The sequence below is a fragment of the Massilia sp. METH4 genome, assembly GCF_037094685.1.
Lineage (GTDB): Bacteria > Pseudomonadota > Gammaproteobacteria > Burkholderiales > Burkholderiaceae_D > Rugamonas.
The window spans coordinates 3,579,916-3,605,513 of record NZ_CP146614.1 but is presented as its reverse complement, the minus strand read 5'-3'; the positions used below and the strand labels follow the sequence as shown (position 1 = coordinate 3,605,513).

Annotated in this window: 11 protein-coding genes, 4 tRNA genes and 6 rRNA genes; 9 read left to right on the top strand and 12 right to left on the bottom strand. The window is 59.4% G+C overall.

Translation table 11 applies throughout. From position 1 onward, the window contains the following. Positions 1-8 precede the first annotated feature (8 nt). From rrf (V6Z91_RS15805) to V6Z91_RS15785, 5 genes are all read right to left on the bottom strand, one after another. Positions 9-121: ribosomal RNA gene (rrf, locus tag V6Z91_RS15805) — 5S ribosomal RNA — on the bottom strand. 112 nt (positions 122-233) lie between these two features. Further along, positions 234-3,110 (bottom strand): 23S ribosomal RNA (locus V6Z91_RS15800). 210 nt (positions 3,111-3,320) lie between these two features. Then, positions 3,321-3,396, bottom strand: a tRNA-Ala gene (locus tag V6Z91_RS15795). A gap of 21 nt (positions 3,397-3,417) precedes the next feature. Then, positions 3,418-3,494 (bottom strand) — tRNA-Ile (locus tag V6Z91_RS15790). A gap of 92 nt (positions 3,495-3,586) precedes the next feature. Continuing rightward, positions 3,587-5,117, bottom strand: a 16S ribosomal RNA gene (locus V6Z91_RS15785). Together the 16S, 23S and 5S rRNA genes with 2 tRNA genes alongside form the textbook arrangement of a ribosomal RNA operon. A gap of 524 nt (positions 5,118-5,641) precedes the next feature. On the opposite strand from V6Z91_RS15785, the gene V6Z91_RS15780 reads away from it, so the two are divergent. Genes V6Z91_RS15780 through V6Z91_RS15760 form a run of 5 tightly spaced genes read left to right on the top strand, consistent with a single transcriptional unit; the run spans position 5,642 to position 13,074 of the window. Next, positions 5,642-6,979, top strand: a complete 1,338-nt coding sequence (locus tag V6Z91_RS15780; protein ID WP_338758515.1) for an SWIM zinc finger family protein — start codon at positions 5,642-5,644, stop codon at positions 6,977-6,979. Then, positions 6,976-8,571, top strand: coding sequence for a DUF5691 domain-containing protein (locus V6Z91_RS15775; protein WP_338758514.1), 1,596 nt, complete (start codon positions 6,976-6,978; stop codon positions 8,569-8,571). Before V6Z91_RS15780 ends, V6Z91_RS15775 begins: the two co-directional genes overlap by 4 nt. Next, positions 8,568-9,659, top strand: coding sequence for an AAA family ATPase (locus tag V6Z91_RS15770; protein ID WP_338758513.1), 1,092 nt, complete (start codon positions 8,568-8,570; stop codon positions 9,657-9,659). The genes V6Z91_RS15775 and V6Z91_RS15770 overlap by 4 nt, the downstream gene beginning before the upstream one ends. 12 nt (positions 9,660-9,671) lie before the next feature. Next, the gene (locus tag V6Z91_RS15765) at positions 9,672-11,939 is read left to right on the top strand and encodes a DUF5682 family protein (RefSeq protein WP_338758511.1); all 2,268 of its coding nucleotides are present in this window, start codon (positions 9,672-9,674) and stop codon (positions 11,937-11,939) included. Then, entirely contained in the window at positions 11,929-13,074 is a 1,146-nt protein-coding gene (locus V6Z91_RS15760; protein WP_338758510.1) for a VWA domain-containing protein, read from the top strand. The genes V6Z91_RS15765 and V6Z91_RS15760 overlap by 11 nt, the downstream gene beginning before the upstream one ends. A gap of 30 nt (positions 13,075-13,104) precedes the next feature. Here the strand turns inward: V6Z91_RS15760 and V6Z91_RS15755 are convergent, their stop codons facing one another. The 6 genes from V6Z91_RS15755 to V6Z91_RS15730 all read right to left on the bottom strand — a co-directional run bounded on the left by V6Z91_RS15755 (position 13,105) and on the right by V6Z91_RS15730 (position 20,498). Continuing rightward, the gene (locus tag V6Z91_RS15755) at positions 13,105-14,805 is read right to left on the bottom strand and encodes a hypothetical protein (protein ID WP_338758508.1); all 1,701 of its coding nucleotides are present in this window, start codon (positions 14,803-14,805) and stop codon (positions 13,105-13,107) included. A 568-nt stretch (positions 14,806-15,373) separates the two neighbouring features. Beyond that, a 5S ribosomal RNA gene (rrf, locus tag V6Z91_RS15750) occupies positions 15,374-15,486 on the bottom strand. A 126-nt stretch (positions 15,487-15,612) separates the two neighbouring features. Further along, positions 15,613-18,489, bottom strand: a 23S ribosomal RNA gene (locus tag V6Z91_RS15745). A 212-nt stretch (positions 18,490-18,701) separates the two neighbouring features. Continuing rightward, positions 18,702-18,777, bottom strand: a tRNA-Ala gene (locus V6Z91_RS15740). 20 nt (positions 18,778-18,797) lie between these two features. Further along, positions 18,798-18,874 (bottom strand) — tRNA-Ile (locus V6Z91_RS15735). A gap of 93 nt (positions 18,875-18,967) precedes the next feature. Continuing rightward, a 16S ribosomal RNA gene (locus tag V6Z91_RS15730) occupies positions 18,968-20,498 on the bottom strand. A 519-nt stretch (positions 20,499-21,017) separates the two neighbouring features. Here V6Z91_RS15730 and V6Z91_RS15725 point away from each other — a divergent pair. The 4 genes from V6Z91_RS15725 to V6Z91_RS15710 all read left to right on the top strand — a co-directional run bounded on the left by V6Z91_RS15725 (position 21,018) and on the right by V6Z91_RS15710 (position 24,408). After that, complete coding sequence (locus V6Z91_RS15725; RefSeq protein ID WP_338758506.1) at positions 21,018-22,334, top strand: histidine kinase; 1,317 nt, start codon at positions 21,018-21,020, stop codon at positions 22,332-22,334. Between the two features lie 169 nt (positions 22,335-22,503). Beyond that, the gene (locus tag V6Z91_RS15720) at positions 22,504-23,265 is read left to right on the top strand and encodes a LytTR family DNA-binding domain-containing protein (RefSeq protein ID WP_338758505.1); all 762 of its coding nucleotides are present in this window, start codon (positions 22,504-22,506) and stop codon (positions 23,263-23,265) included. Positions 23,266-23,384: 119 nt separating this feature from the next. Continuing rightward, positions 23,385-24,128: a sensor histidine kinase gene (locus V6Z91_RS15715; protein WP_338758503.1), complete on the top strand. Its 744-nt coding sequence runs from the start codon at positions 23,385-23,387 to the stop codon at positions 24,126-24,128. Between the two features lie 4 nt (positions 24,129-24,132). After that, positions 24,133-24,408: a hypothetical protein gene (locus V6Z91_RS15710; protein WP_338758502.1), complete on the top strand. Its 276-nt coding sequence runs from the start codon at positions 24,133-24,135 to the stop codon at positions 24,406-24,408. Between the two features lie 68 nt (positions 24,409-24,476). Here V6Z91_RS15710 and V6Z91_RS15705 read toward each other — a convergent pair whose 3' ends face one another. After that, positions 24,477-25,565: a porin gene (locus tag V6Z91_RS15705; protein ID WP_338758500.1), complete on the bottom strand. Its 1,089-nt coding sequence runs from the start codon at positions 25,563-25,565 to the stop codon at positions 24,477-24,479. Between the last annotated feature and the right edge of the window lie 33 nt (positions 25,566-25,598).

Genomic DNA, 25,598 nt, shown 5'->3' with positions numbered 1-25,598 from the left:
GTATAACAGCCTGACGATAACCTACTTTCACACTGGTTGCAGCACTATCATCGGCGCAAAGTCGTTTCACGGTCCTGTTCGGGATGGGAAGGGGTGGGACCGACTTGCTATGGTCATCAGGCATGACTTGTACGGCGCGTTGCTCTCAGTGGAGCAGCAACGAACCTCAATCTGGATTCAGTAAAGTTAGGGTACTCATCAAGAGTAAATGCAGATATAACCGTCAAGGTTATAGGGACAAGCCGTACGGGCAATTAGTATCAGTTAGCTTAATGCATTACTGCACTTCCACACCTGACCTATCAACGTCCTGGTCTCGAACGACCCTTCAAGGAGCTCAAGGCTCCGGGAAATCTCATCTTAAGGCAAGTTTCCCGCTTAGATGCTTTCAGCGGTTATCTCTTCCGAACTTAGCTACCCGGCAATGCCACTGGCGTGACAACCGGTACACCAGAGGTTCGTCCACTCCGGTCCTCTCGTACTAGGAGCAGCCCCCTTCAAATTTCCAACGCCCACGGCAGATAGGGACCAAACTGTCTCACGACGTTTTAAACCCAGCTCACGTACCACTTTAAATGGCGAACAGCCATACCCTTGGGACCGGCTACAGCCCCAGGATGTGATGAGCCGACATCGAGGTGCCAAACTCCCCCGTCGATATGAACTCTTGGGAGGAATCAGCCTGTTATCCCCAGAGTACCTTTTATCCGTTGAGCGATGGCCCTTCCATACAGAACCACCGGATCACTATGTCCTACTTTCGTACCTGCTCGACTTGTCGGTCTCGCAGTTAAGCACGCTTATGCCATTGCACTATTAGCACGATGTCCGACCGTACCTAGCGTACCTTCGAACTCCTCCGTTACACTTTAGGAGGAGACCGCCCCAGTCAAACTGCCTACCATGCACTGTCCCCGATCCGGATAACGGACCAAGGTTAGAACCTCAAACAAACCAGGGTGGTATTTCAAGGTTGGCTCCACGAGAACTGGCGTCCCCGCTTCAAAGCCTCCCACCTATCCTACACAGATTGGTTCAAAGTCCAATGCAAAGCTACAGTAAAGGTTCATGGGGTCTTTCCGTCTAGCCGCGGGTAGATTGCATCATCACAAACACTTCAACTTCGCTGAGTCTCGGGAGGAGACAGTGTGGCCATCGTTACGCCATTCGTGCAGGTCGGAACTTACCCGACAAGGAATTTCGCTACCTTAGGACCGTTATAGTTACGGCCGCCGTTTACTGGGACTTCAATCAAGAGCTTGCACCCCATCATTTAATCTTCCAGCACCGGGCAGGCGTCACACCCTATACGTCCACTTTCGTGTTTGCAGAGTGCTGTGTTTTTATTAAACAGTCGCAGCCACCATTTTATTGCAACCCTTTCACCCTTCTGCAGTAAAGCAGTCAAGCTACCGGGGCGTACCTTTTCCCGAAGTTACGGTACCAATTTGCCGAGTTCCTTCTCCCGAGTTCTCTCAAGCGCCTTAGAATACTCATCTCGCCCACCTGTGTCGGTTTGCGGTACGGTCTCGTATGACTGAAGCTTAGAGGCTTTTCTTGGAACCACTTCCGATTGCTTCAGGGTCAATGACCCTTCGTCCCAGTCCCTTGAATTACGTGCCCGGATTTGCCTAAGCACCTTCTATGAACCAGAAACTGACTATTCCAACAGTCAGACAACCTTCCGCGATCCGTCCCCCCATCGCATCATACGACGGTGCAGGAATATTAACCTGCTTCCCATCAGCTACGCATCTCTGCCTCGCCTTAGGGGCCGACTCACCCTGCTCCGATGAACGTTGAACAGGAAACCTTGGGCTTACGGCGTGCGGGCTTTTCACCCGCATTATCGCTACTCATGTCAGCATTCGCACTTCTGATACCTCCAGCAGCCTTTACAAGCCACCTTCGCAGGCTTACAGAACGCTCTCCTACCATATGTACAAAGTACATATCCGCAGCTTCGGTGACTGGCTTAGCCCCGTTACATCTTCCGCGCAGGACGACTCGATCAGTGAGCTATTACGCTTTCTTTAAATGATGGCTGCTTCTAAGCCAACATCCTGACTGTTTTAGCCTTCCCACTTCGTTTTCCACTTAGCCAATCTTTGGGACCTTAGCTGGCGGTCTGGGTTGTTTCCCTCTTGACGCCGGACGTTAGCACCCGACGTCTGTCTCCCAAGCTCGCACTCATCGGTATTCGGAGTTTGCAATGGTTTGGTAAGTCGCGATGACCCCCTAGCCATAACAGTGCTCTACCCCCGATGGTGATACTTGAGGCACTACCTAAATAGTTTTCGGAGAGAACCAGCTATTTCCAAGTTTGTTTAGCCTTTCACCCCTATCCACAGCTCATCCCCTAATTTTTCAACATTAGTGGGTTCGGTCCTCCAGTGCGTGTTACCGCACCTTCAACCTGGCCATGGATAGATCACTTGGTTTCGGGTCTACACCCAGCAACTGACGCCCTGTTCGGACTCGATTTCTCTACGGCTCCCCTATATGGTTAACCTCGCTACTGAATGTAAGTCGCTGACCCATTATACAAAAGGTACGCCGTCACGGAACAAGTCCGCTCCGACTGTTTGTATGCACACGGTTTCAGGATCTATTTCACTCCCCTCCCGGGGTTCTTTTCGCCTTTCCCTCACGGTACTGGTTCACTATCGGTCGATTACGAGTATTTAGCCTTGGAGGATGGTCCCCCCATATTCAGACAGGATTTCTCGTGTCCCGCCCTACTTGTCGTACGCTTAGTACCACCGGTCTGATTTCGTGTACGGGGCTATCACCCGCTATGGCGCCTATTTCCAGAGGCTTCCACTATCAGTCCGACTATCACGTACAGGCTCTTCCCATTTCGCTCGCCACTACTTTGGGAATCTCGGTTGATTTCTTTTCCTGCAGCTACTTAGATGTTTCAGTTCGCCGCGTTCGCCTCACACACCTATGTATTCAGTGAGTGATACCCTGAAAGGGTGGGTTTCCCCATTCGGAAATCTTCGGATCAAAGCTCGTTTGTCAGCTCCCCGAAGCTTATCGCAGACTACTACGTCCTTCATCGCCTGTAATCGCCAAGGCATCCGCCATGTGCACTTAGTCACTTGTCCCTATAACCTTGACGGCTATAGCTTCAAATGCATTTACTACTGTGTTTGATGAGTTTTGTATGCGTTCTTTCGAACACTACCCTAAGTGTGAATCTTTCGATCCACGCTTAATAAAACTTTACTTCATCCAGATTGTTAAAGAACGAAACAGCTTAAGTCTCTAAAAGACTAAACATAAATGTGAACTCGTCACGCTTACGTTTAAGCTTTTGGTGGAGGATGACGGGATCGAACCGACGACCCCCTGCTTGCAAAGCAGGTGCTCTCCCAGCTGAGCTAATCCCCCAGAGGATTTCTGTGCAATACGTGGTGGGTCTGGTTGGGCTCGAACCAACGACCCCCGCGTTATCAACACGGTGCTCTAACCAGCTGAGCTACAGACCCGCATGATCTTGCGGTGCTACTGTTTCTTCTTCATTCGACAGTCGATAAGTGTGAGCGTTTGATGCACGACCTTGCGGTCAGTGCCACTCTAGAAAGGAGGTGATCCAGCCGCACCTTCCGATACGGCTACCTTGTTACGACTTCACCCCAGTCACGAATCCTACCGTGGTAAGCGCCCTCCTTGCGGTTAAGCTACCTACTTCTGGTAAAACCCGCTCCCATGGTGTGACGGGCGGTGTGTACAAGACCCGGGAACGTATTCACCGCGACATGCTGATCCGCGATTACTAGCGATTCCAACTTCATGTAGTCGAGTTGCAGACTACAATCCGGACTACGATACACTTTCTGGGATTAGCTCCCCCTCGCGGGTTGGCGGCCCTCTGTATGTACCATTGTATGACGTGTGAAGCCCTACCCATAAGGGCCATGAGGACTTGACGTCATCCCCACCTTCCTCCGGTTTGTCACCGGCAGTCTCATTAGAGTGCCCTTTCGTAGCAACTAATGACAAGGGTTGCGCTCGTTGCGGGACTTAACCCAACATCTCACGACACGAGCTGACGACAGCCATGCAGCACCTGTGTTCAGGTTCCCTTTCGGGCACCCTCCAATCTCTCGGAGGTTCCTGACATGTCAAGGGTAGGTAAGGTTTTTCGCGTTGCATCGAATTAATCCACATCATCCACCGCTTGTGCGGGTCCCCGTCAATTCCTTTGAGTTTTAATCTTGCGACCGTACTCCCCAGGCGGTCTACTTCACGCGTTAGCTGCGTTACTAAGTCAATTAAGACCCAACAACTAGTAGACATCGTTTAGGGCGTGGACTACCAGGGTATCTAATCCTGTTTGCTCCCCACGCTTTCGTGCATGAGCGTCAATCTTAGCCCAGGGGGCTGCCTTCGCCATCGGTGTTCCTCCACATCTCTACGCATTTCACTGCTACACGTGGAATTCTACCCCCCTCTGCCAGATTCCAGCCTTGCAGTCTCCAACGCCATTCCCAGGTTAAGCCCGGGGATTTCACGTCAGACTTACAAAACCGCCTGCGCACGCTTTACGCCCAGTAATTCCGATTAACGCTTGCACCCTACGTATTACCGCGGCTGCTGGCACGTAGTTAGCCGGTGCTTATTCTTCAGGTACCGTCATGAGGTACGGATATTAGCCGCACCCTTTTCTTCCCTGACAAAAGAGCTTTACAACCCGAAGGCCTTCTTCACTCACGCGGCATTGCTGGATCAGGGTTGCCCCCATTGTCCAAAATTCCCCACTGCTGCCTCCCGTAGGAGTCTGGACCGTGTCTCAGTTCCAGTGTGGCTGGTCGTCCTCTCAGACCAGCTACTGATCGTCGCCTTGGTGAGCCTTTACCTCACCAACTAGCTAATCAGATATCGGCCGCTCCAGGAGCACAAGGCCTTGCGGTCCCCTGCTTTCATCCATAGATCGTATGCGGTATTAGCGTAACTTTCGCTACGTTATCCCCCACTCTTGGGCACGTTCCGATATATTACTCACCCGTTCGCCACTCGCCGCCAGGCCGAAGCCCGCGCTGCCGTTCGACTTGCATGTGTAAAGCATGCCGCCAGCGTTCAATCTGAGCCAGGATCAAACTCTTCAGTTTAATCTCTGTTGTCTCGGCATTGCTGCCGAGGGTCATTCACTCAAAATACTGACGAATCATCCGAAGATGATTACGTTTATTTTGCGTGAACGTTTGATGCTATATATTTTGAGCTTCGGGACCGAAGTCCCGGGCACATCATCAAACGCCCACACTTATCGACTGTTGATTGTTAAAGAATTCTGCCCTTGAAGGCTTGCTGTCGAACCCCTTGGGTTCGTCGACAAATCGTTGTGTTTGTCAGCAGCAGAGAAGCGAGATTATGCAGTGTTTCGTTTGCATCGTCAACTTCTTTTTCACCACACCGCGTTTTCAGCGGCTCCTCGTTGCATCTTCAACTACTTGATTTCGTTGTTGTTTTCGCGAGGGACCGAACTATAGCAAAGCGGCACCGGTTCCGCAAGTCTTTCGGCGCTTGCCTGACGCGGTACCCGCTTGAACTTTTGCCAGTAGTTTTCCAGCAATGAAAATACGGGTATTCTCTCAGCAAGATTCTCTAGCACAACTTACTCATCCGGCCCTTCATGCTCACTGCCGAACAGATCCTTGCGCTTGCTCCCGACGCCGCTTCCGCAAAAGCAGGGTCGCAATTGGCTTTGCCCGCCAAATGGGGCGGGCTTGGCCTGAACGGTAGTGCCTTGTGGGGCGAGTGCCAGGGCAGCGGCAAGCTTCCCTACCGTACCCAGATCGATCTGGGCGAACCCGCCTTCAAATGCTCCTGCCCCAGCCGCAAATTCCCATGCAAGCACGGGTTGGGGCTGTACCTGCTGCGCGCGGCGCAACCATCGCTGTTCAGGGAAAGCGAGGCGCCCCAATGGGTGGCGGACTGGCTCGATGGCCGCAAGGCACGCCGCGAGAAGAAAGAAGAGCCGGCTGGCGAACGCTCGCCCGAAGCGGCCGCCGCGGCCGCGGCCCAGGCCCGCAAGCGCGAGGACAAACGCGAGCAGAATATCGCCAGGGGCCTGGCCGACCTGCGGACCTGGCTCGAGGACCTGGCCCGCGACGGCATTGTCACTGTGCGTGAGCGCGGCCCCGCCTTCTGGGAAGGCATGGCCGCGCGCATGGTCGATGTACAGGCAGGCGCCATCGGCAGCCAGCTGCGCCGCCTGTCGGGCTTGTGCTTCCAGGCGGGCAATCCCGACTGGGAGCGCCAGCTGGGCGCCGAGCTCACTTCCCTGTATATGCTGTGCGAGGCGCATGATCGCCTGGACACGCTGCCCGTCCCGCTGCAAGCGGACGTGCGCACCCTGGTCGGTTGGTCTGTCCCTCGCGAAAGCGTGCTCGCCGCGCCCCCGGTCGCGGATCGCTGGCAGGTAATTGCGCAATATACGGCGGACGAAGGGCGCATGCGCTCCCGCACCACCTGGCTGCGCGGCGCCAACAGTGGACGCTGGGCGATGCTGCTGCACTATTCGGTCGGCGGCCAAGGCTTCGATGTCGCGCTCCCGGCCGGAACCGAATTCGATGGCGCACTGTGTTTCTACCCTGGTGCCTGGCCGTTGCGTGCGCTGATCAAGGAACAGTCGGCAGCGCGGCCGATCGGCTCCATCGCCGCATGCACCGACCTTGGCGCGGCGCTCGACGATTATGCGAATGCGCTGGCTGTCCAGCCCTTCATCGACCGTTACCCCATGATGCTCGGCGGCTTGGTGCCCGACAGCGCAAGCCGAACCGCATTGGTCAGCGCAGACGGACGGCAACTCGCGCTGCACTCCTCGTTCAAGCATGCCTTGCACTTGCTTGCCCTCAGCGGGGGCCATCCCCTGACCGTCTTCGGCGTGTGGGATGGCACCGCTCTCCTGCCCCTGAGTGTCTGGCAAGGCGGACGGCTGTTCAATATCGAAACGGATTTCCTGGCATGACGGCCCCCGTATCGCTACACAAGCTGCTGCTGGTCGGTACCGGCCGCGCCCCGCTGCCCGCCGACCTGCTGGAAGCGGAACTGGCCGCCATTGCCAGCCCCGCCATCGATCTGCCCGGCATTGCGCCGGAGCGCCGCCTCTGGCTGGCGGCCGGGGCGACCGACCTGTGGTCGCGCGCCGGTCACGTGCCGCCGCCGCCACCCGGCACCGCGCAAGCGCCCAGCGCACCGGAACAATTGGCAGCCTGCCCCGTGCCTGCGGAATCGTTCCTGAAACGCTTGCTCGAAGGCGGCCAACCGCCATCCGTGCAAGCCGAGTGGCTCCATCTGCTGGCGCGCAAGCCGGCGCGGCTGCCCGAACGCTTCCTGCCCAATGTTTTGGAGCTGGCGACACGTGCGCCCCCGCTCAGGGCAAGCGTGCAATCCGTGCTGGGCAAGCGCGGCGCATGGCTGGCGGCGCTCGAACCCGCATGGGCATGGACAACGGGACCGCGGGAAACGGACCAGTTGCAGCAGGCATGGCACGAAGGCACGCTCGAACAACGTGTCGCGGCATTCGAAGCCTGGCGGCGCGTGGACCCGGCCGCCGCCCGCGCAGCCCTGCAATCTTCCTGGTCCGCCGAGCCGCCGGAGAACCGCGCCGCCCTGCTGCTTTGCCTACGCATCGGCCTCCAGGGGGCAGACGAAGCCTTTTTGGAAGCTGCGCTGGACGACCGCAGGAAAGCCGTGCGCCAGGCTGCGCAGCGCTTGCTGGCGAGCCTGCCCGGATCGCAGCTGGGGCAACGGATGATCGCACGCGCGGCGCCCCTGCTGCAGCTCGAAAAGCGCTTCTTGCGAGGTACCCGCCTGGCCGTCACGCCGCCGGCGGAGCGCGATGCGGCGATGATACGCGACGGTATCGGAGAGGTGAAACATCCGGGCCTGGGCGAGAAGGCGGGCTGGCTGGTCGACGTGCTGTCGGCGATCGATCCCTCGCACTGGTCGGCGTCGCTGAACCTTGCGCCGGACGAGTGCATTGCCCGGAGTGCCGACACGGACTACCAGGAAGCGCTGCTGCTCGGCTGGACGAACGCCCTGCAGCTGCACCTGGCGCACGCCCCCACCCCAGGCCTCCTCGCCTGGCTCGACGCATGGGCGCGCACCTGGCTCAAGACGGGCGGCGCGGTGCGCTACCAGAATGCCTCTGCCTTTGTGGGGGCGTACACCGCCTTGCCGCCACCCGCCATGCACGCCATGCTGCTCAACCTCGTGGAAGCCAGCCACACGCCCTGGCAAGCCGCCGATGCTCCGCTGGTCGAGTTGCTCCATCAGCTGGCGGCAACCACGCCGGCACCATGGCCCACGGAGCTGTCGCACGCGATCACGCGGCGCCTGCTCGCCGGCCTGCCTGCGCTGGCAACCCAGCAATGGACCTTCCGTTCGGCCCTGCTCTCGCTGGCTGCGATTCTCGACCCGTTCGCGGTCCTCGATGCCGCGCGCCCGTGGCCGGGCCTGGCGGACGATCCCCACGGCTGGCAAGGCCCGGTCGATCAATTTTTCCACCTCGTGCGTTTCCGCCACGAGATGATCCTTTCATTCCAGGAGCCCGCATGACCGCAAGCAGCACCGTTCTTCGCCAGCACGCCGAAACCCAGTACGCGACCGAGCTGGAAGCCTTGATCGCCTGCGACAAGCGCCAGCGCCCGCCGCGCTGGAAGATGTCGCCCTGGGCGGTTTCGACCTACCTGCTGGGCGGAAAACTGGACAACGGCTTCGAGATCAGCCCCAAGTACATCGGCAATCCCCGCGTCATCGAGATCGCCGTCGCGACCCTGGCGACCGACCGGGCCCTGCTCCTGCTGGGTGTGCCGGGCACCGCCAAGTCCTGGGTGTCCGAGCACTTGGCGGCAGCCATCAGCGGCGACTCGACCCTCGTGGTGCAAGGTACCGCCGGCACCGGCGAAGAGGCGGTGCGCTACGGCTGGAACTACGCGCAACTGCTCTCGAAAGGCCCCTCGCTCGACGCGGTCGTGGCCAGCCCGGTGATGCGCGCCATGCGCGAAGGGAAGATCGCACGCGTCGAAGAGCTCACGCGCATCGCCGGCGAAGTGCAGGACAGCCTGATCACGATCCTCTCCGAGAAAGTGCTGCCGATCGCAGAACTCGACGACGAAGTACAGGCCCAGAAAGGCTTCAACATCATCGCCACGGCGAATGACCGCGACCGCGGCGTCAACGAGCTGTCGAGCGCGCTGAAGCGCCGCTTCAACACCGTCGTGCTGCCACCGCCGCGCACCGCGGACGAGGAAGTGCGCATCGTGCAGACGCGCGTGGCCAGCATGGGCCGCGCGCTCGAACTGCCGGGCGAGCTGCCGGCACTCGAGGAAATCCGCCGCATCGTCACCGTGTTCCGCGAGCTGCGCGAAGGCGTCACGGCCGACGGCAAGGTGAAGATCAAGGCGCCCAGTGCCAGCATGAGCACGGCCGAAGCAATTTCCGTCATCACCCACGGAATGTCGCTGGCCGCCCATTTCGGCGATGGGGTGCTGCGCGGCGCGGACCTCGCGGCCGGCATGGTCGGCGCGATCGTCAAGGACCCGATCCAGGACCGCGTGGTCATGCTCGAATACCTTGAAACGGTGGTCAAGGAGCGCGACGGCTGGAAGGACCTGTACCGCGCTTGCCGTGAAGTGATGGCTTGATTCCCGCCGACGATGAGCGTACACCTGTTCGGCATCCGCCACCATGGGCCCGGCTGCGCGCGCAGCCTGCTCGATGCGCTGCATGCGCTGCGGCCCGATTGCATCCTTGTCGAAGGCCCGCCCGAAGCGGACGCTCTGCTGGCCCACGTCGGCGAACCGGGGCTGGAGCCGCCCTGCGCCCTGCTGGTCTATGCGCCGGCTGCGCCGCAGCGCGCCGTATTCTATCCATTCGCCGAATACTCGCCGGAGTGGCAGGCCATCCGCTACGCCAACGCGCATGCCGTGCCGGTGCGATGGTGCGATCTGCCGCAAGGCCATCGGCTCGCTGAAACGCCCGCGCCAGGCGAAGGCGAAAGCGCTGACGTCGGCACCGGCGGAGAGCCGGGCGACGAAGGGGACGCGCCGCGCCTGCGCGCCGACCCGCTGGCATGGATCGCCGAAGCAGCGGGCTTCAGCGACACCGAGACCTGGTGGGACCACCTGGTGGAGCAGCGCAGCGACAGCCTCGACCTGTTTGCCGCGATCGCGGAAATGATGACGGCCGTGCGCGAGCAAACCGCCGCTCAGGAAGATATCCAGGAGCTGCGCCGCGAAGCATACATGCGCAACATGATCCGGGCCGCGGAAAAACAGGGCTGCCAGCGCATCGCGGTGGTATGCGGCGCCTGGCACGTGCCCGCGCTGGCGCGCATGCCGACGGCGAAAAGCGACAACGATCTGCTCAAGGGGCTGCCGAAGGAAAAGCTGGCCGCCACCTGGACGCCATGGAGCTATGGCCGGCTTACCTTTGCCAGCGGCTATGGCGCCGGGGTGGCCGCGCCAGGCTGGTACCAGCACGTGTGGAACCATCGCGAGCAAGCCAGCCTGCATTGGCTGACCAGCGTGGCGACGCTGCTGCGCCGGCACGACCTGGACGCCTCTTCGGCGCACATCATCGAGGCCGCGCGCCTTGCGGACACACTGGCGGCACTGCGCGACCGCCCGCGCGCCGGGCTCGATGAACTGATGGAGGCTGTACGCGCGGTATTCTGCTACGACTGCGAGCTGCCGCTGCAGCTGATCCGGCGCGAACTGCTGATCGACGACCGCTTGGGCGAAGTGCCGGCCTCGGTGCCGACCCTGCCGCTGGTCCAGGACGTGCAAGCCCAGCAAAAGCGGCTGCGCATGGCGGTGCGTGCCGACAGCCTCGATCTCGACCTGGACCTGCGTCAGCCGGCGCACCTCGAGAAAAGCGTGGTGCTCCACCGGCTGGGCATGCTCGGTATCGCCTGGGGCAGCCGGCAGGTCGTGCGCGGCAAGAGCGGCACCTTTCATGAACTGTGGCGCCTGGCGTGGGAGCCCGAGTTCGCGATCCGCCTGATCGAAGCGAGCGTGTGGGGTTCCACGGTGGAAGAGGCCGCCACTGCGTGCGCGGTGAGCCGTGGCGCGGCGATTGCCGACCTTCCCGCGCTGACTGGCCTGATGGAACAGGTACTGCTCGCCGACTTGCGCGCCGCCGTGGCGCCATTGATGACGCGCATCCAGGAAGCGAGCGCGCATACCGCCGATCCTGGCTTTTTGCTGGGTGCCCTGCCACCGCTGGTCAACGTGCTGCGTTACGGCAGCGCGCGCGGCACCGACACGGCGGCGCTGGCGAGCGTGGTCGACGGCCTGGTCGCGCGTGCCTGCGTCGCCCTCCCCTTCGGCGTGCGGGGCATAGCCGACGAGGCTGCCGCCCAACTGCTCGTACAGCTCATCGCCGGCGACACCGCGATCCGGTTGCTGCAGCATGATGAGCACGGCGCTGCCTGGTTTGCGGCGCTGGAGGCTGGCGCACGCAGCGAAGCGACACATCCGCTGCTGGCCGGGCGGGCGGTGCGCATCCTCGCGGAACAGCGCCACTGGCCCATGGACGAGGCCTCGCGCCACCTGCTCCTGCTGTGCTCGCGCGCGGTGGCACCGGTGGCGGCCGCGCAGTGGCTGGAAGGCTTCCTGCAGGGCAGCGGCACGCTGCTGGTTCATAACGACGAGCTGTGGCATGCGATCAATGGCTGGGTGCTGTCGCTGCCTCCGGAGACCTTTGTCGAACTGCTGCCGCTGCTGCGCCGCACGTTCGGCAGCTTCGCGGCGCCGGAACGGCGCCAGCTGGCCGAACGCGCCAGTGCCGGCGCGGCCGGGACGAAGGTGTCGTCCGTTGACAGCACGCAGGCAATCGACCGGGATCGCGCACGCCGCGTCTTGCCGGTATTGGCAACCCTATTCGGCAGCGCCACGGCGCGGGAGGTAATCCATGGCGAATGATCTCGACCCGGCGGAAGCCGTGCGCCGCTGGCGCCTCGTGCTCGGCGGCGCCGTCGACACGCCCCTGTCGGCCAGCGACCTGGCGATGGACCGGGCGCTCGACGCACTGTATGGCGGCGAGCCGGGCTCGCCGCGTGGAGGATTGGGCGCCTCGGCGCCGAACGTGGCGCGCTGGCTGGGCGACATCCGCCAGTATTTTCCTTCCACGGTCGTGCAAGTCATGCAGAAGGATGCGCTCGATCGGCTCGGCCTGCAGCGGATGCTGTGCGAACCCGAAATGCTGGAGGCGGTCGAGGCGGACGTGCACCTGGTCGCTACCCTGCTGAGCCTGAATCGCATCATGCCGAACAAGACGCGCAGCACCGCACGGGCGGTCGTCAGCAAGGTGGTGCGCGAGCTCGAGAGCAAGCTGGCCAGTCCCTTGCGCCAGGCCGTCACGGGCAGTCTCAACCGGGCAACGCGCAACCGCCGGCCGCGCCATAACGAGATCGACTGGATGCGCACGATCCGCGCCAACCTGAAGCACTACCAGCCGGACTACCAGACCATCATTCCGGAGACGCGGATCGGCTTTGGCCGCAAGGGCCGGTCCCTGCGCGACATCGTGCTGTGCATCGACCAGAGCGGTTCGATGGCGCCCTCGGTGGTCTATGCCAGCGTGTTTGCGGCCGTGCTCGCCAGCATCAAGGCCGTCAGCACCTCGGTCGTCGTGTTCGATACCGCCGTGGTCGACCTGACGCCATTGCTGTCGGACCCGGTCGAGGTGTTGTTCGGCACCCAGCTGGGCGGGGGTACCGACATCCATCGCGCGCTGGCCTACAGCCAGGGCCTGGTCAGGCGGCCGAAGGATACGATTTTCGTGTTGATCAGCGACTTGTACGAAGGCGGGCGTAACGAAGAAATGCTCAAGCGCGCCGCGGCCATGATCGCCAGCGGCGTGCAATTCATCGTGCTGCTGGCCTTGGACGACAAGGGGGCACCCTCGTACGACAAGCACAATGCGGCGCAACTGGTGGCGATGGGAGCACCGTGCTTTGCCTGCACTCCCGACCTGTTCCCCGAGCTGATGGCGGCGGCGATCAAGCGCGAGGACCTGGAACAGTGGGCAGCCGGGGCGGGCATCGTCCACGTCTGACCGCCGGCGTATCCCGCCGCGGCCGATGGGTCAATGCACCAGTTCTTTAGTCGCCGGGGCGGCCGGCTTGCCGGCGTGCTTCTTCCTGGCCTTGCGCCGCCAAAGCAGGAGCGCCCCCAGCACGCCGCACAGGCCGATGCCGGCGATCGGCAACGGGACCGGCGACGGTTCGGCCTCCACCGCGCTCGCGGGGTCGCGCAGTGCCGCCGGAAATGGGCGGGCGGCGACCGGCACGACCTTCCAGTCTGCCTGGTTCTCGGGAACCCGCGCGCGGAATTCGTCGAACGAGAATACCGGAGCCGAGCCCATTACGCGGCTGGACGGCACTTGCGGAATGCGCACCAGGATGATGGCTTCGATATCGCTCTTGAGCTGCTGCTCGTAGGCGCTCAAGCGGCGTTGCTTGTCGTCGCCGCCGATAATTTCCAGCAGGTCCAGCCCGGCGGCCTCGAACGCCACCGCAGGCAACAGGCGGGTTTGCTCTTCGTTCAGGTAATCATAGATCTTGCGGCCGGCCTGCAAGCTGCCATCCTTGGCCGCGATATAGGTATAGGCCGCCAGGGACTTCAACGGGGCGGTCGGGCCGCGCTTGGGAAGCTGCCAGCCGAGCGAGTCGAACACGTCCACGCTGATGCCGGCACAGTTGGCGCTGGCGTGGCGGTATTGGAAATCATGGCGGTACAGCTGGTTGAAGACGCGCTGCACGCCGCCCTGGAATGCGACCGCCGCACGTTCGTTGTTCAGGACTGCGACCAGCATATAGGACGGGCGGTAGTACTGCTGGCCGCTGTTCAAGTCCATCAGGTAGCTGTCCATGGGAAGCGTCGCGGCGACGATGCCCTTTTCGCTGAACGAATCCAGGTTGTAGAAATTATTGACGGCCCAGTCGTGCCATTCGGCCCGCGCGCCGATATGGCCGGTGGCAACGGCGAAATGTCCGCCCAGCGATTCGTCGTCGTCGCCTTGCGCCCCGTTCAGCACGAATGCCAGCACGGGCTTTTGCTTCCAGTCGCGCGTCTTGCCGGGATGCCGTTCCCACAGCAAGCGTGTTTCGATCCCGCGGCCTTCCTTGACCGGCTCGCGCACGAAGGCGGCCAGGTCGGCGGGCTGGCGCAGGGGTGCACTTTGCAGCTGCGCCGGGTCCAGAGCAAAATCGCTGGGCCAGATCGTACGGGCCACGAAGACATCCTTCCCAGCCGCACTGTTCAAGGTCCCCCGCATGCGGACTTCGCGCCCAGAAAAGTAGGCGGCAGTGGCCTCGTTCGCATATGACAGGTTGGTGGAAATCTTGGGAACGAGCTTCATGTCGAGTTCGCTGCCGTCCGCAGTGCGCACCCGCTGGCCGCCCGGCAGCATGACCGCGCCTTCGAGGATGCTCGGGGCGCCGATCCACACCAGGGACGGATAAGCCAGCTTTCCCGCATGCTGCGTTGCCGCCCAGTTTCGCACATCGGCTTTCCTGTCGACACCGGCGGTGAAACCCGATACCGCCGCACCCGCACCTGGTATGCCGATCAATTCGTTCTCGAAGTACCAGAGGCCCTGTTTCGGCGCCGTGCAATCGCCGCATTTACCGGTATTGAGCCGCATGCTCCCGGCGGGCAGCAGGCCGATCGATTCCGACTCCAGTGCACCTTTCAACCCGGCCGGTGATGGGCTCCTCGTCGACTCCGCAGCGCTGGCGAACGTCGTAAACGCGGCAGCGGCCGCGGCGAGGAAGTTGCGAATCATGTCGATGCCCTGCAGTTGCAAAAATGCAGAGCTTACCGTGAAACCGGGCTCGAGAATTGATTTTGGGCAGTCATCAGAATATCGAGAGCGATATTAACAACATTTAAGCAACAGGTATTCGCAGGGATGTGAGCAGCGCGTGACGGGTATTTTCGAGCTACCGGTACCAAAACGACAATAGCCCTGCCGTGTTTCTAGGATTCGCTGGCAGGCCGCAAGCTTTGAATCCAACCCCAACGGCAAGAGCCGGGGTCAGGAGAGAGTACGGGCATGCATGCCCGCACCGCTACGCCCCGCCGGGTCGGACCCCGGGGATTGCTTGTGGGCTGGGTTTTGTCTTACGACGCGCAAATGAAAAAAGCCCACCAGATCACTGGTGGGCTTTTCTCGGAATAACAGCCTGACGATAACCTACTTTCACACTGGTTGCAGCAGTGAGGTCGGGCAGTGCCCGGCCGAACGATCGGCGCATTCGACAGCTCGAAGCGGAGGGTATGCACGGATGAGACGGAAGCAGAAAATGGAAAAAGCCCGCAGCGATCACGCTACGGGCTTTCTCGGTATAACAGCCTGACGATAACCTACTTTCACACTGGTTGCAGCACTATCATCGGCGCAAAGTCGTTTCACGGTCCTGTTCGGGATGGGAAGGGGTGGGACCGACTTGCTATGGTCATCAGGCATGACTTGTACGCAGTATCGTCCCGCTACAGGGCGACGCTACTGCTCAATCTGGATTCAGTAAAGTTTTGGGTCACTCATCAAGAGTAAATGCACTGAAAAATTAAATACAACCGTCAAGGTTATAGGGACAAGCCGTACGGGCAATTAGTATCAGTTAGCTTAATGCATTACTGCACTTCCACACCTGACCTATCAACGTCCTGGTCTCGAACGACCCTTCAAGGAGCTCAAGGCTCCGGGAAATCTCATCTTAAGGCAAGTTTCCCGCTTAGATGCTTTCAGCGGTTATCTCTTCCGAACTTAGCTACCCGGCAATGCCACTGGCGTGACAACCGGTACACCAGAGGTTCGTCCACTCCGGTCCTCTCGTACTAGGAGCAGCCCCCTTCAAATTTCCAACGCCCACGGCAGATAGGGACCAAACTGTCTCACGACGTTTTAAACCCAGCTCACGTACCACTTTAAATGGCGAACAGCCATACCCTTGGGACCGGCTACAGCCCCAGGATGTGATGAGCCGACATCGAGGTGCCAAACTCCCCCGTCGATATGAACTCTTGGGAGGAATCAGCCTGTTATCCCCAGAGTACCTTTTATCCGTTGAGCGATGGCCCTTCCATACAGAACCACCGGATCACTATGTCCTACTTTCGTACCTGCTCGACTTGTCGGTCTCGCAGTTAAGCACGCTTATGCCATTGCACTATTAGCACGATGTCCGACCGTACCTAGCGTACCTTCGAACTCCTCCGTTACACTTTAGGAGGAGACCGCCCCAGTCAAACTGCCTACCATGCACTGTCCCCGATCCGGATAACGGACCAAGGTTAGAACCTCAAACAAACCAGGGTGGTATTTCAAGGTTGGCTCCACGAGAACTGGCGTCCCCGCTTCAAAGCCTCCCACCTATCCTACACAGATTGGTTCAAAGTCCAATGCAAAGCTACAGTAAAGGTTCATGGGGTCTTTCCGTCTAGCCGCGGGTAGATTGCATCATCACAAACACTTCAACTTCGCTGAGTCTCGGGAGGAGACAGTGTGGCCATCGTTACGCCATTCGTGCAGGTCGGAACTTACCCGACAAGGAATTTCGCTACCTTAGGACCGTTATAGTTACGGCCGCCGTTTACTGGGACTTCAATCAAGAGCTTGCACCCCATCATTTAATCTTCCAGCACCGGGCAGGCGTCACACCCTATACGTCCACTTTCGTGTTTGCAGAGTGCTGTGTTTTTATTAAACAGTCGCAGCCACCATTTTATTGCAACCCTTTCACCCTTCTGCAGTAAAGCAGTCAAGCTACCGGGGCGTACCTTTTCCCGAAGTTACGGTACCAATTTGCCGAGTTCCTTCTCCCGAGTTCTCTCAAGCGCCTTAGAATACTCATCTCGCCCACCTGTGTCGGTTTGCGGTACGGTCTCGTATGACTGAAGCTTAGAGGCTTTTCTTGGAACCACTTCCGATTGCTTCAGGGTCAATGACCCCTCGTCCCAGTCCCTTGAATTATGTGCCCGGATTTGCCTAAGCACCTTCTATGAACCAGAAACTGACTATTCCAACAGTCAGACAACCTTCCGCGATCCGTCCCCCCATCGCATCATACGACGGTGCAGGAATATTAACCTGCTTCCCATCAGCTACGCATCTCTGCCTCGCCTTAGGGGCCGACTCACCCTGCTCCGATGAACGTTGAACAGGAAACCTTGGGCTTACGGCGTGCGGGCTTTTCACCCGCATTATCGCTACTCATGTCAGCATTCGCACTTCTGATACCTCCAGCAGCCTTTACAAGCCACCTTCGCAGGCTTACAGAACGCTCTCCTACCATATGTACAAAGTACATATCCGCAGCTTCGGTGACTGGCTTAGCCCCGTTACATCTTCCGCGCAGGACGACTCGATCAGTGAGCTATTACGCTTTCTTTAAATGATGGCTGCTTCTAAGCCAACATCCTGACTGTTTTAGCCTTCCCACTTCGTTTTCCACTTAGCCAATCTTTGGGACCTTAGCTGGCGGTCTGGGTTGTTTCCCTCTTGACGCCGGACGTTAGCACCCGACGTCTGTCTCCCAAGCTCGCACTCATCGGTATTCGGAGTTTGCAATGGTTTGGTAAGTCGCGATGACCCCCTAGCCATAACAGTGCTCTACCCCCGATGGTGATACTTGAGGCACTACCTAAATAGTTTTCGGAGAGAACCAGCTATTTCCAAGTTTGTTTAGCCTTTCACCCCTATCCACAGCTCATCCCCTAATTTTTCAACATTAGTGGGTTCGGTCCTCCAGTGCGTGTTACCGCACCTTCAACCTGGCCATGGATAGATCACTTGGTTTCGGGTCTACACCCAGCAACTGACGCCCTGTTCGGACTCGATTTCTCTACGGCTCCCCTATATGGTTAACCTCGCTACTGAATGTAAGTCGCTGACCCATTATACAAAAGGTACGCCGTCACGGAACAAGTCCGCTCCGACTGTTTGTATGCACACGGTTTCAGGATCTATTTCACTCCCCTCCCGGGGTTCTTTTCGCCTTTCCCTCACGGTACTGGTTCACTATCGGTCGATTACGAGTATTTAGCCTTGGAGGATGGTCCCCCCATATTCAGACAGGATTTCTCGTGTCCCGCCCTACTTGTCGTACGCTTAGTACCACCGGTCTGATTTCGTGTACGGGGCTATCACCCGCTATGGCGCCTATTTCCAGAGGCTTCCACTATCAGTCCGACTATCACGTACAGGCTCTTCCCATTTCGCTCGCCACTACTTTGGGAATCTCGGTTGATTTCTTTTCCTGCAGCTACTTAGATGTTTCAGTTCGCCGCGTTCGCCTCACACACCTATGTATTCAGTGAGTGATACCCTGAAAGGGTGGGTTTCCCCATTCGGAAATCTTCGGATCAAAGCTCGTTTGTCAGCTCCCCGAAGCTTATCGCAGACTACTACGTCCTTCATCGCCTGTAATCGCCAAGGCATCCGCCATGTGCACTTAGTCACTTGTCCCTATAACCTTGACGGCTATAGCTTCAAATGCATTTACTACTGTGCTTGATGAGTTTTTGTATGCGTTCTTTCGAACACTACCCTAAGTGTGAATCTTTCGATCCACGCTTAATAAAACTTTACTTCATCCAGATTGTTAAAGAACGAAACAGCTTAAGTCTCTAAAAGACTAAACATAAATGTGAACTCGTCACGCTTACGTTTAAGCTTTTTGGTGGAGGATGACGGGATCGAACCGACGACCCCCTGCTTGCAAAGCAGGTGCTCTCCCAGCTGAGCTAATCCCCCAGGGATTTCTGTGCAATACGTGGTGGGTCTGGTTGGGCTCGAACCAACGACCCCCGCGTTATCAACACGGTGCTCTAACCAGCTGAGCTACAGACCCGCATGATCTTGCGGTGCTACTGTTTCTTCTTCATTCGACAGTCGATAAGTGTGAGCGTTTGATGCACGACCTTGCGGTCAGTGCCTACTCTAGAAAGGAGGTGATCCAGCCGCACCTTCCGATACGGCTACCTTGTTACGACTTCACCCCAGTCACGAATCCTACCGTGGTAAGCGCCCTCCTTGCGGTTAAGCTACCTACTTCTGGTAAAACCCGCTCCCATGGTGTGACGGGCGGTGTGTACAAGACCCGGGAACGTATTCACCGCGACATGCTGATCCGCGATTACTAGCGATTCCAACTTCATGTAGTCGAGTTGCAGACTACAATCCGGACTACGATACACTTTCTGGGATTAGCTCCCCCTCGCGGGTTGGCGGCCCTCTGTATGTACCATTGTATGACGTGTGAAGCCCTACCCATAAGGGCCATGAGGACTTGACGTCATCCCCACCTTCCTCCGGTTTGTCACCGGCAGTCTCATTAGAGTGCCCTTTCGTAGCAACTAATGACAAGGGTTGCGCTCGTTGCGGGACTTAACCCAACATCTCACGACACGAGCTGACGACAGCCATGCAGCACCTGTGTTCAGGTTCCCTTTCGGGCACCCTCCAATCTCTCGGAGGTTCCTGACATGTCAAGGGTAGGTAAGGTTTTTCGCGTTGCATCGAATTAATCCACATCATCCACCGCTTGTGCGGGTCCCCGTCAATTCCTTTGAGTTTTAATCTTGCGACCGTACTCCCCAGGCGGTCTACTTCACGCGTTAGCTGCGTTACTAAGTCAATTAAGACCCAACAACTAGTAGACATCGTTTAGGGCGTGGACTACCAGGGTATCTAATCCTGTTTGCTCCCCACGCTTTCGTGCATGAGCGTCAATCTTAGCCCAGGGGGCTGCCTTCGCCATCGGTGTTCCTCCACATCTCTACGCATTTCACTGCTACACGTGGAATTCTACCCCCCTCTGCCAGATTCCAGCCTTGCAGTCTCCAACGCCATTCCCAGGTTAAGCCCGGGGATTTCACGTCAGACTTACAAAACCGCCTGCGCACGCTTTACGCCCAGTAATTCCGATTAACGCTTGCACCCTACGTATTACCGCGGCTGCTGGCACGTAGTTAGCCGGTGCTTATTCTTCAGGTACCGTCATGAGGTACGGATATTAGCCGCACCCTTTTCTTCCCTGACAAAAGAGCTTTACAACCCGAAGGCCTTCTTCACTCACGCGGCATTGCTGGATCAGGGTTGCCCCCATTGTCCAAAATTCCCCACTGCTGCCTCCCGTAGGAGTCTGGACCGTGTCTCAGTTCCAGTGTGGCTGGTCGTCCTCTCAGACCAGCTACTGATCGTCGCCTTGGTGAGCCTTTACCTCACCAACTAGCTAATCAGATATCGGCCGCTCCAGGAGCACAAGGCCTTGCGGTCCCCTGCTTTCATCCATAGATCGTATGCGGTATTAGCGTAACTTTCGCTACGTTATCCCCCACTCTTGGGCACGTTCCGATATATTACTCACCCGTTCGCCACTCGCCGCCAGGCCGAAGCCCGCGCTGCCGTTCGACTTGCATGTGTAAAGCATGCCGCCAGCGTTCAATCTGAGCCAGGATCAAACTCTTCAGTTTAATCTCTGTTGTCTCGGCATTGCTGCCGAGGGTCATTCACTCAAAATACTGACGAATCATCCGAAGATGATTACGTTTATTTTGCGTGAACGTTTGATGCTATATATTTTGAGCTTCGGGACCGAAGTCCCGGGCACATCATCAAACGCCCACACTTATCGACTGTTGATTGTTAAAGAATTCTTGCCATTCGGCGCTTGCTGCATTCAGCGACAAATCGTTGTGTTTGTCAGCAGCAGAGAAGCGAGATTATCGAGTGTTTCGTGCGATTCGTCAAGCTTCTCATCTACTCACATCAAGCTGCTTGTTTCACTTTCGTGACAGCTGCGTTGCTGCGAGGGACAGAACTATAGCAACTGGCCCAACGGCACGCAAGCACTTTTTTGCTCCTCGGGCCATCCTCCGCTTTTCCGTTCCAGCACCGCGATTGCGCAGACTGTCGCACCGCCCTCGCCCCGGTGGACAGTTTTGCGTAACGTTATCTACACTTGCTCGCCTAGATAGAGAACGGACGCCTCGATGTTCCCCACCCCAAAATTGCAAGAAACCCTGAAGGCCATCCTGGCCTCGCTGCACAAGGGTTTCGACCGTACCGCCACCTGGGTTACCCAACTGTCTTGGTGGAAGTTCTTCCTGTTCGCCGCGCTCGCCCTGATCGCGGCCTCGATCCTGCAGGACGAATTGTTCTCGCCGACGATGGATGATGACGTGGTCATCCGATCCCACAAACGGCCGAGTTCGGGGGACACCAGCATCGTCATCGATGACAGCGGCATCCACTTCAACCCGCGCGGCGGCAAGCTGCGCAATCCGACTCCCCCCGAGTCGCCGGAAGCTCCTGAAGCTCCTGAAGCTCCCGACGCGCCTGATGCTCCCGAAGCGGCCGGTGCGCCTGACGCCCCAGGGGCAGCCCCGGCGGCACCTGCCGCGCCGATGGCGAAAGCGCCTGTCGTCACCACCCTGCCTGGCGAAGAAGTGCACATCGAGCTGCCGCCCCAGATCGGCGAAGAACTGTCCAACGCACTCGAAGAAGCTGTCGACAATGCGGCCGAGGAAAAGGTGTCGCGCTACCACGAACAGGCGTCGACCTGGTTCCAGAGCTTTGTCTTCCTGCTCGTGCTCACGCTGTTCGGCATGAAAGCGCTCATGGGCGGGAAGAAGAAGGCGGAGGCGGAAACGCAGACAGCCAACGCCGCCGCCGAGCGCGCCGCCATGCAGCGCCAGCTCTCGGAAGCGAAGATGCAGATGATGCAGGCGCAGGTCGAACCGCACTTCCTGTTCAATACGCTCGCTTCCGTCGAACACCTGATCGAAACGGACCCGCCGCGCGCCTCGGCCATGCAGCGCAGCCTGATCAAGTACCTGCGCGCCGTCCTGCCGCAAATGCGCGACAACACGCTGATCACCAACCTGGGCCGCGAAGCCGACATGGTGCTGGCCTACCTGGCCCTGCTGAAAATGAGGATGGAAGAACGGCTGACGATCGACTTCGACATTCCCGACGGCCTGCGCAGCGCGGCCTTCCCGCCCATGATGCTGCAATCGATGGTGGAGAACGCCATCAAGCACGGGCTCGAAGGCAAACCTGAAGGCGGCACGCTCAAGGTGCGCGCCGACGTGGCACACAGCAAGCTGCGCGTGATCGTGACGGACGACGGACTGGGTTTCGGCGCCAAGCCCAGCGACGGCACGGGCCTGGGCCTGGTAACGATACGGGAGCGCCTGAAACTCCTGCACGGGGACGCCGGCCATTTGCGCATCGAGCCCAACAAGCCGAGCGGCGTGATCGCCACCATCGAAGTGCCTTACCAACTCGCCGAAGGCGCCCACAAGTGACGGCTGCCACGAAGGCAGGTAATGCGGCAGATGAGGCGGCAGATAAGGCGGCAGATAAGGCGGCAGATAACGCTACAGGCAACCCGGCGAGCAATGGGGCAACAGGGGCATTGCACAGTGCACCGATTCATTGAATAATTGGCACCCATTGCCCTCACGAGTGCGCCCCATGCCTACCGCGATTTTAGCCGACGATGAACGATTGATGCGCGACCAGCTGCGCATGCGCCTGGGCCAGGTCTGGCCGGATCTGGAGATCGTGGGCGAAGCCAAGAATGGCGACGAGGCGATCGCGCTCGTCGACGAGCTCAGTCCCGACTTCACTTTCCTGGACATCCGCATGCCCGGCAAGACCGGCATGGAAGCGGCGGCCGCCATCGGCGGCAAGAGCCATGTCGTGTTCGTCACCGCCTACGATGCCTATGCGGTGGAAGCTTTCGAGCGCGGCGCGGTCGATTACGTGCTCAAGCCGCCCGAGCAGGAACGGCTGAAAATCACCGCCGACCGCCTGAAGGACCGGTTGCACAAGCCGGCCGGCGACGTGAACGCCAGCGTGACCGCAATGCTGTCGCAGCTCGCCGAGAAGATCGCGGCGCCCAAGCCCAAGTTCCTGCAATGGATCCAGGCCAGCATCGGCCAGGACCTGCGCATGATCCCGGTGGAGGAAATCCTGTTCTTCCGGTCGGATGAAAAATATACCTGCGTACAGACGGACAAGTTCGAGGCCCTGATCCGCAAGCCGGTGCGCGACCTGGCCGAGGAATTGGACCCATCGCTGTTCTGGCAGATTCATCGCGCCACGCTGGTCAATGTGAACGCGATCGAAGGCGTGACCCGCGACATCCGCGGCCGTCACCTGGTAATGATCAAGGGACGGCCGGAAAAGCTGGAAGTAAGCCGGAGCTTCCTGCACCTGTTCAAGCAGATGTGAATCCGGCGCTGCCGCTGCGTCACATCAAGTCTTCCCGAACTCGGCTGTATTAGCGTTTTCGAACGGCTGCTCTCGATCAGCCGAAGGGAGATCGCATGTCCATGTCACGACCGTTACTGGTGGCCGCCCTGCTCGTCGCCGCACGCCTGGTCTGGCGGCTCCATGCCCTGCCCGGCACATGTGCCGGGCAGCGCGAAGCCAATGCACGCGCACGCATGGCCGGGCGCCGCGCCACCGACTATGCGCTGGAAAACATCCGCGAGGAAGAACGCACCCACATCGCGCGCGAATTGCATGACGACCTGGGCCAGCTCCTGGCGACCCTGCGCGTGGACATGAGCCTGCTGATGCAGCAGCCGATCGCCGACGAAGCCACGCGTGAACTCCTGGCCGGCATGGATCAGCGGCTTCTTTCGGCGATCACGTCGCTCCGCCGTATTGCGAGCAACCTGCGCCCGCATGCACTCGATGAAGGCGGCCTGTACTTTGCGCTGCAATCGCTGCGCCATGAATTCGAGTCCCGCAACGCCGCCAGGTGCGAGCTGGTTGCCCGGGAAGACGAACTCGTGTTGAACGACCGCTACAGTACCGCGCTCTTCCGTATCGTGCAGGAATCGCTGACGAATATCTCCCGCCACGCCAACGCCCGGCGGGTCCGGGTCGCGCTGCGCCGGCACCGCGCGACTCTTTACTTGACGATCGAAGACGATGGCCGCGGCATTGCCCAGGCCGACATGGAAAAACCATCGTCGTTCGGGCTGCTCGGCATGCGCGAACGGGTCTGGGCAATCCATGGAGATATCTCAATCACGGGAAGCCACCGCGGGACGAGAATCGAGATCCGCCTTCCTCTGCCGGAGTAATCCCATGACCATCGACAAGTTGCCGGATTTGAGCGAGCGCAAGTCACGCAAACTTGCTAATGATGGAGGGCCGCCCTATGATGAAGTCATGTTAAAGCGCGTAGAAAAACTCGAGGCGGATCTCACCACGATCAAGGCCGACGTCGCTTTGATCAAGGCAACCTACGCCACCAAGACCGACATCGCTGAAGCGAAGAGCGCAATCATCATGTGGGTCGTCACGGCGATATTCCTGGCTCAGTTGTTGCCAGGCCTTGTCAAGCATTACTTCCCCGGCTGAACCGTTACCTTCAACTAAAAACGCCCGGCTCATGCCGGGCGTTTTTCCTTGCGGTGTGTAGCTAACGTTCAGAACGTGTGGCGGATGCCCAGGTTGAAGCCGGTGTCGCCGCTGCCAGCCTCGTTGTTGTTACCCACGGTGTAGCCGGCGCCGTTCTTGTTGTCGATCTTCGCGTAGGCGATGTAGGCGCTGGTGCGCTTCGACAGGTCGTGCGAGTAGCCGACGGCCCACTGGCGCGCATCCTGGTTGTTGGCGGTCTTGTCGTTCTTGTTCATCCACGAGGCGATGATCTTGCCCGAACCGACCGGTACCTGCACGCCGAGCAGCGCGTCATCCGCTTCCAGCGAAGCGCGCGGCGCGACGGCATAGCCGAATGCGTTCGCGACCGGGATCGGCGAGCTGTTCAGGCCCTTGTCGCGCTCGAAGGCGGCGAAGACCTTCACGACCTTGAAGTCATAGTTCACGGCCAGCAGCGTGTTCTTGCCGTCTTCGCGCTCGGCGGCCGGCGTGGTGCCGGTGGCGGCCACGTCGTTGTTACGGTTGTTGTACACCAGGGCGGCGTTCAGCGGGCCGTTGCTGTAGTTGAAGCCGATCGAGAAGATGCGGCCAGCCGTGTTGTCGCCCGGCTGTTCGCCCAGCGCGTACAGGCCTTCCACATAGAAGCCGGACCATTTCGGGGTCGTGTAGACGATCGAGTTCGACACGCGGGTGTTCACGCCGCCGGTCGGGAACAGGTTCTTGGCGCTGCCCGCGTAGCCGGCGCCGAACGGGTCGGCGATCTTCGACAGGGCGTTGTACAGCGGGTTGTACTGGCGGCCCAGCGTCAGGGTGCCCAGGTCCTTGCTGGACAGGCCCACGAAAGCCTGGCGGTTGAACAGCGCGCTGGTGGTGTTGTCCAGCGTGCCGTCGTCGACCTTGTAGCCGGATTCCAGCGTGAAGATCGCGGACAGGCCATTGCCCAGGTCTTCGGTGCCGCGGAAGCCGATGCGGGACTGGCTGCCGACGCCGCTCGTCACCTTGGTGACATCGCCGGCCGCGCCGCCGGTCTCGCGGACGATACCGGCATCGACGATACCGTAGATGGTCACGTTCGACTGGGCGGAAGCGGTGGCTGCGAAGCTGCCGGCGATGAGTGCGGCCAGGGTAAGTTTTTTCACTTTGATGTTCTCTTGTTGAGTTGGTCGGACTGT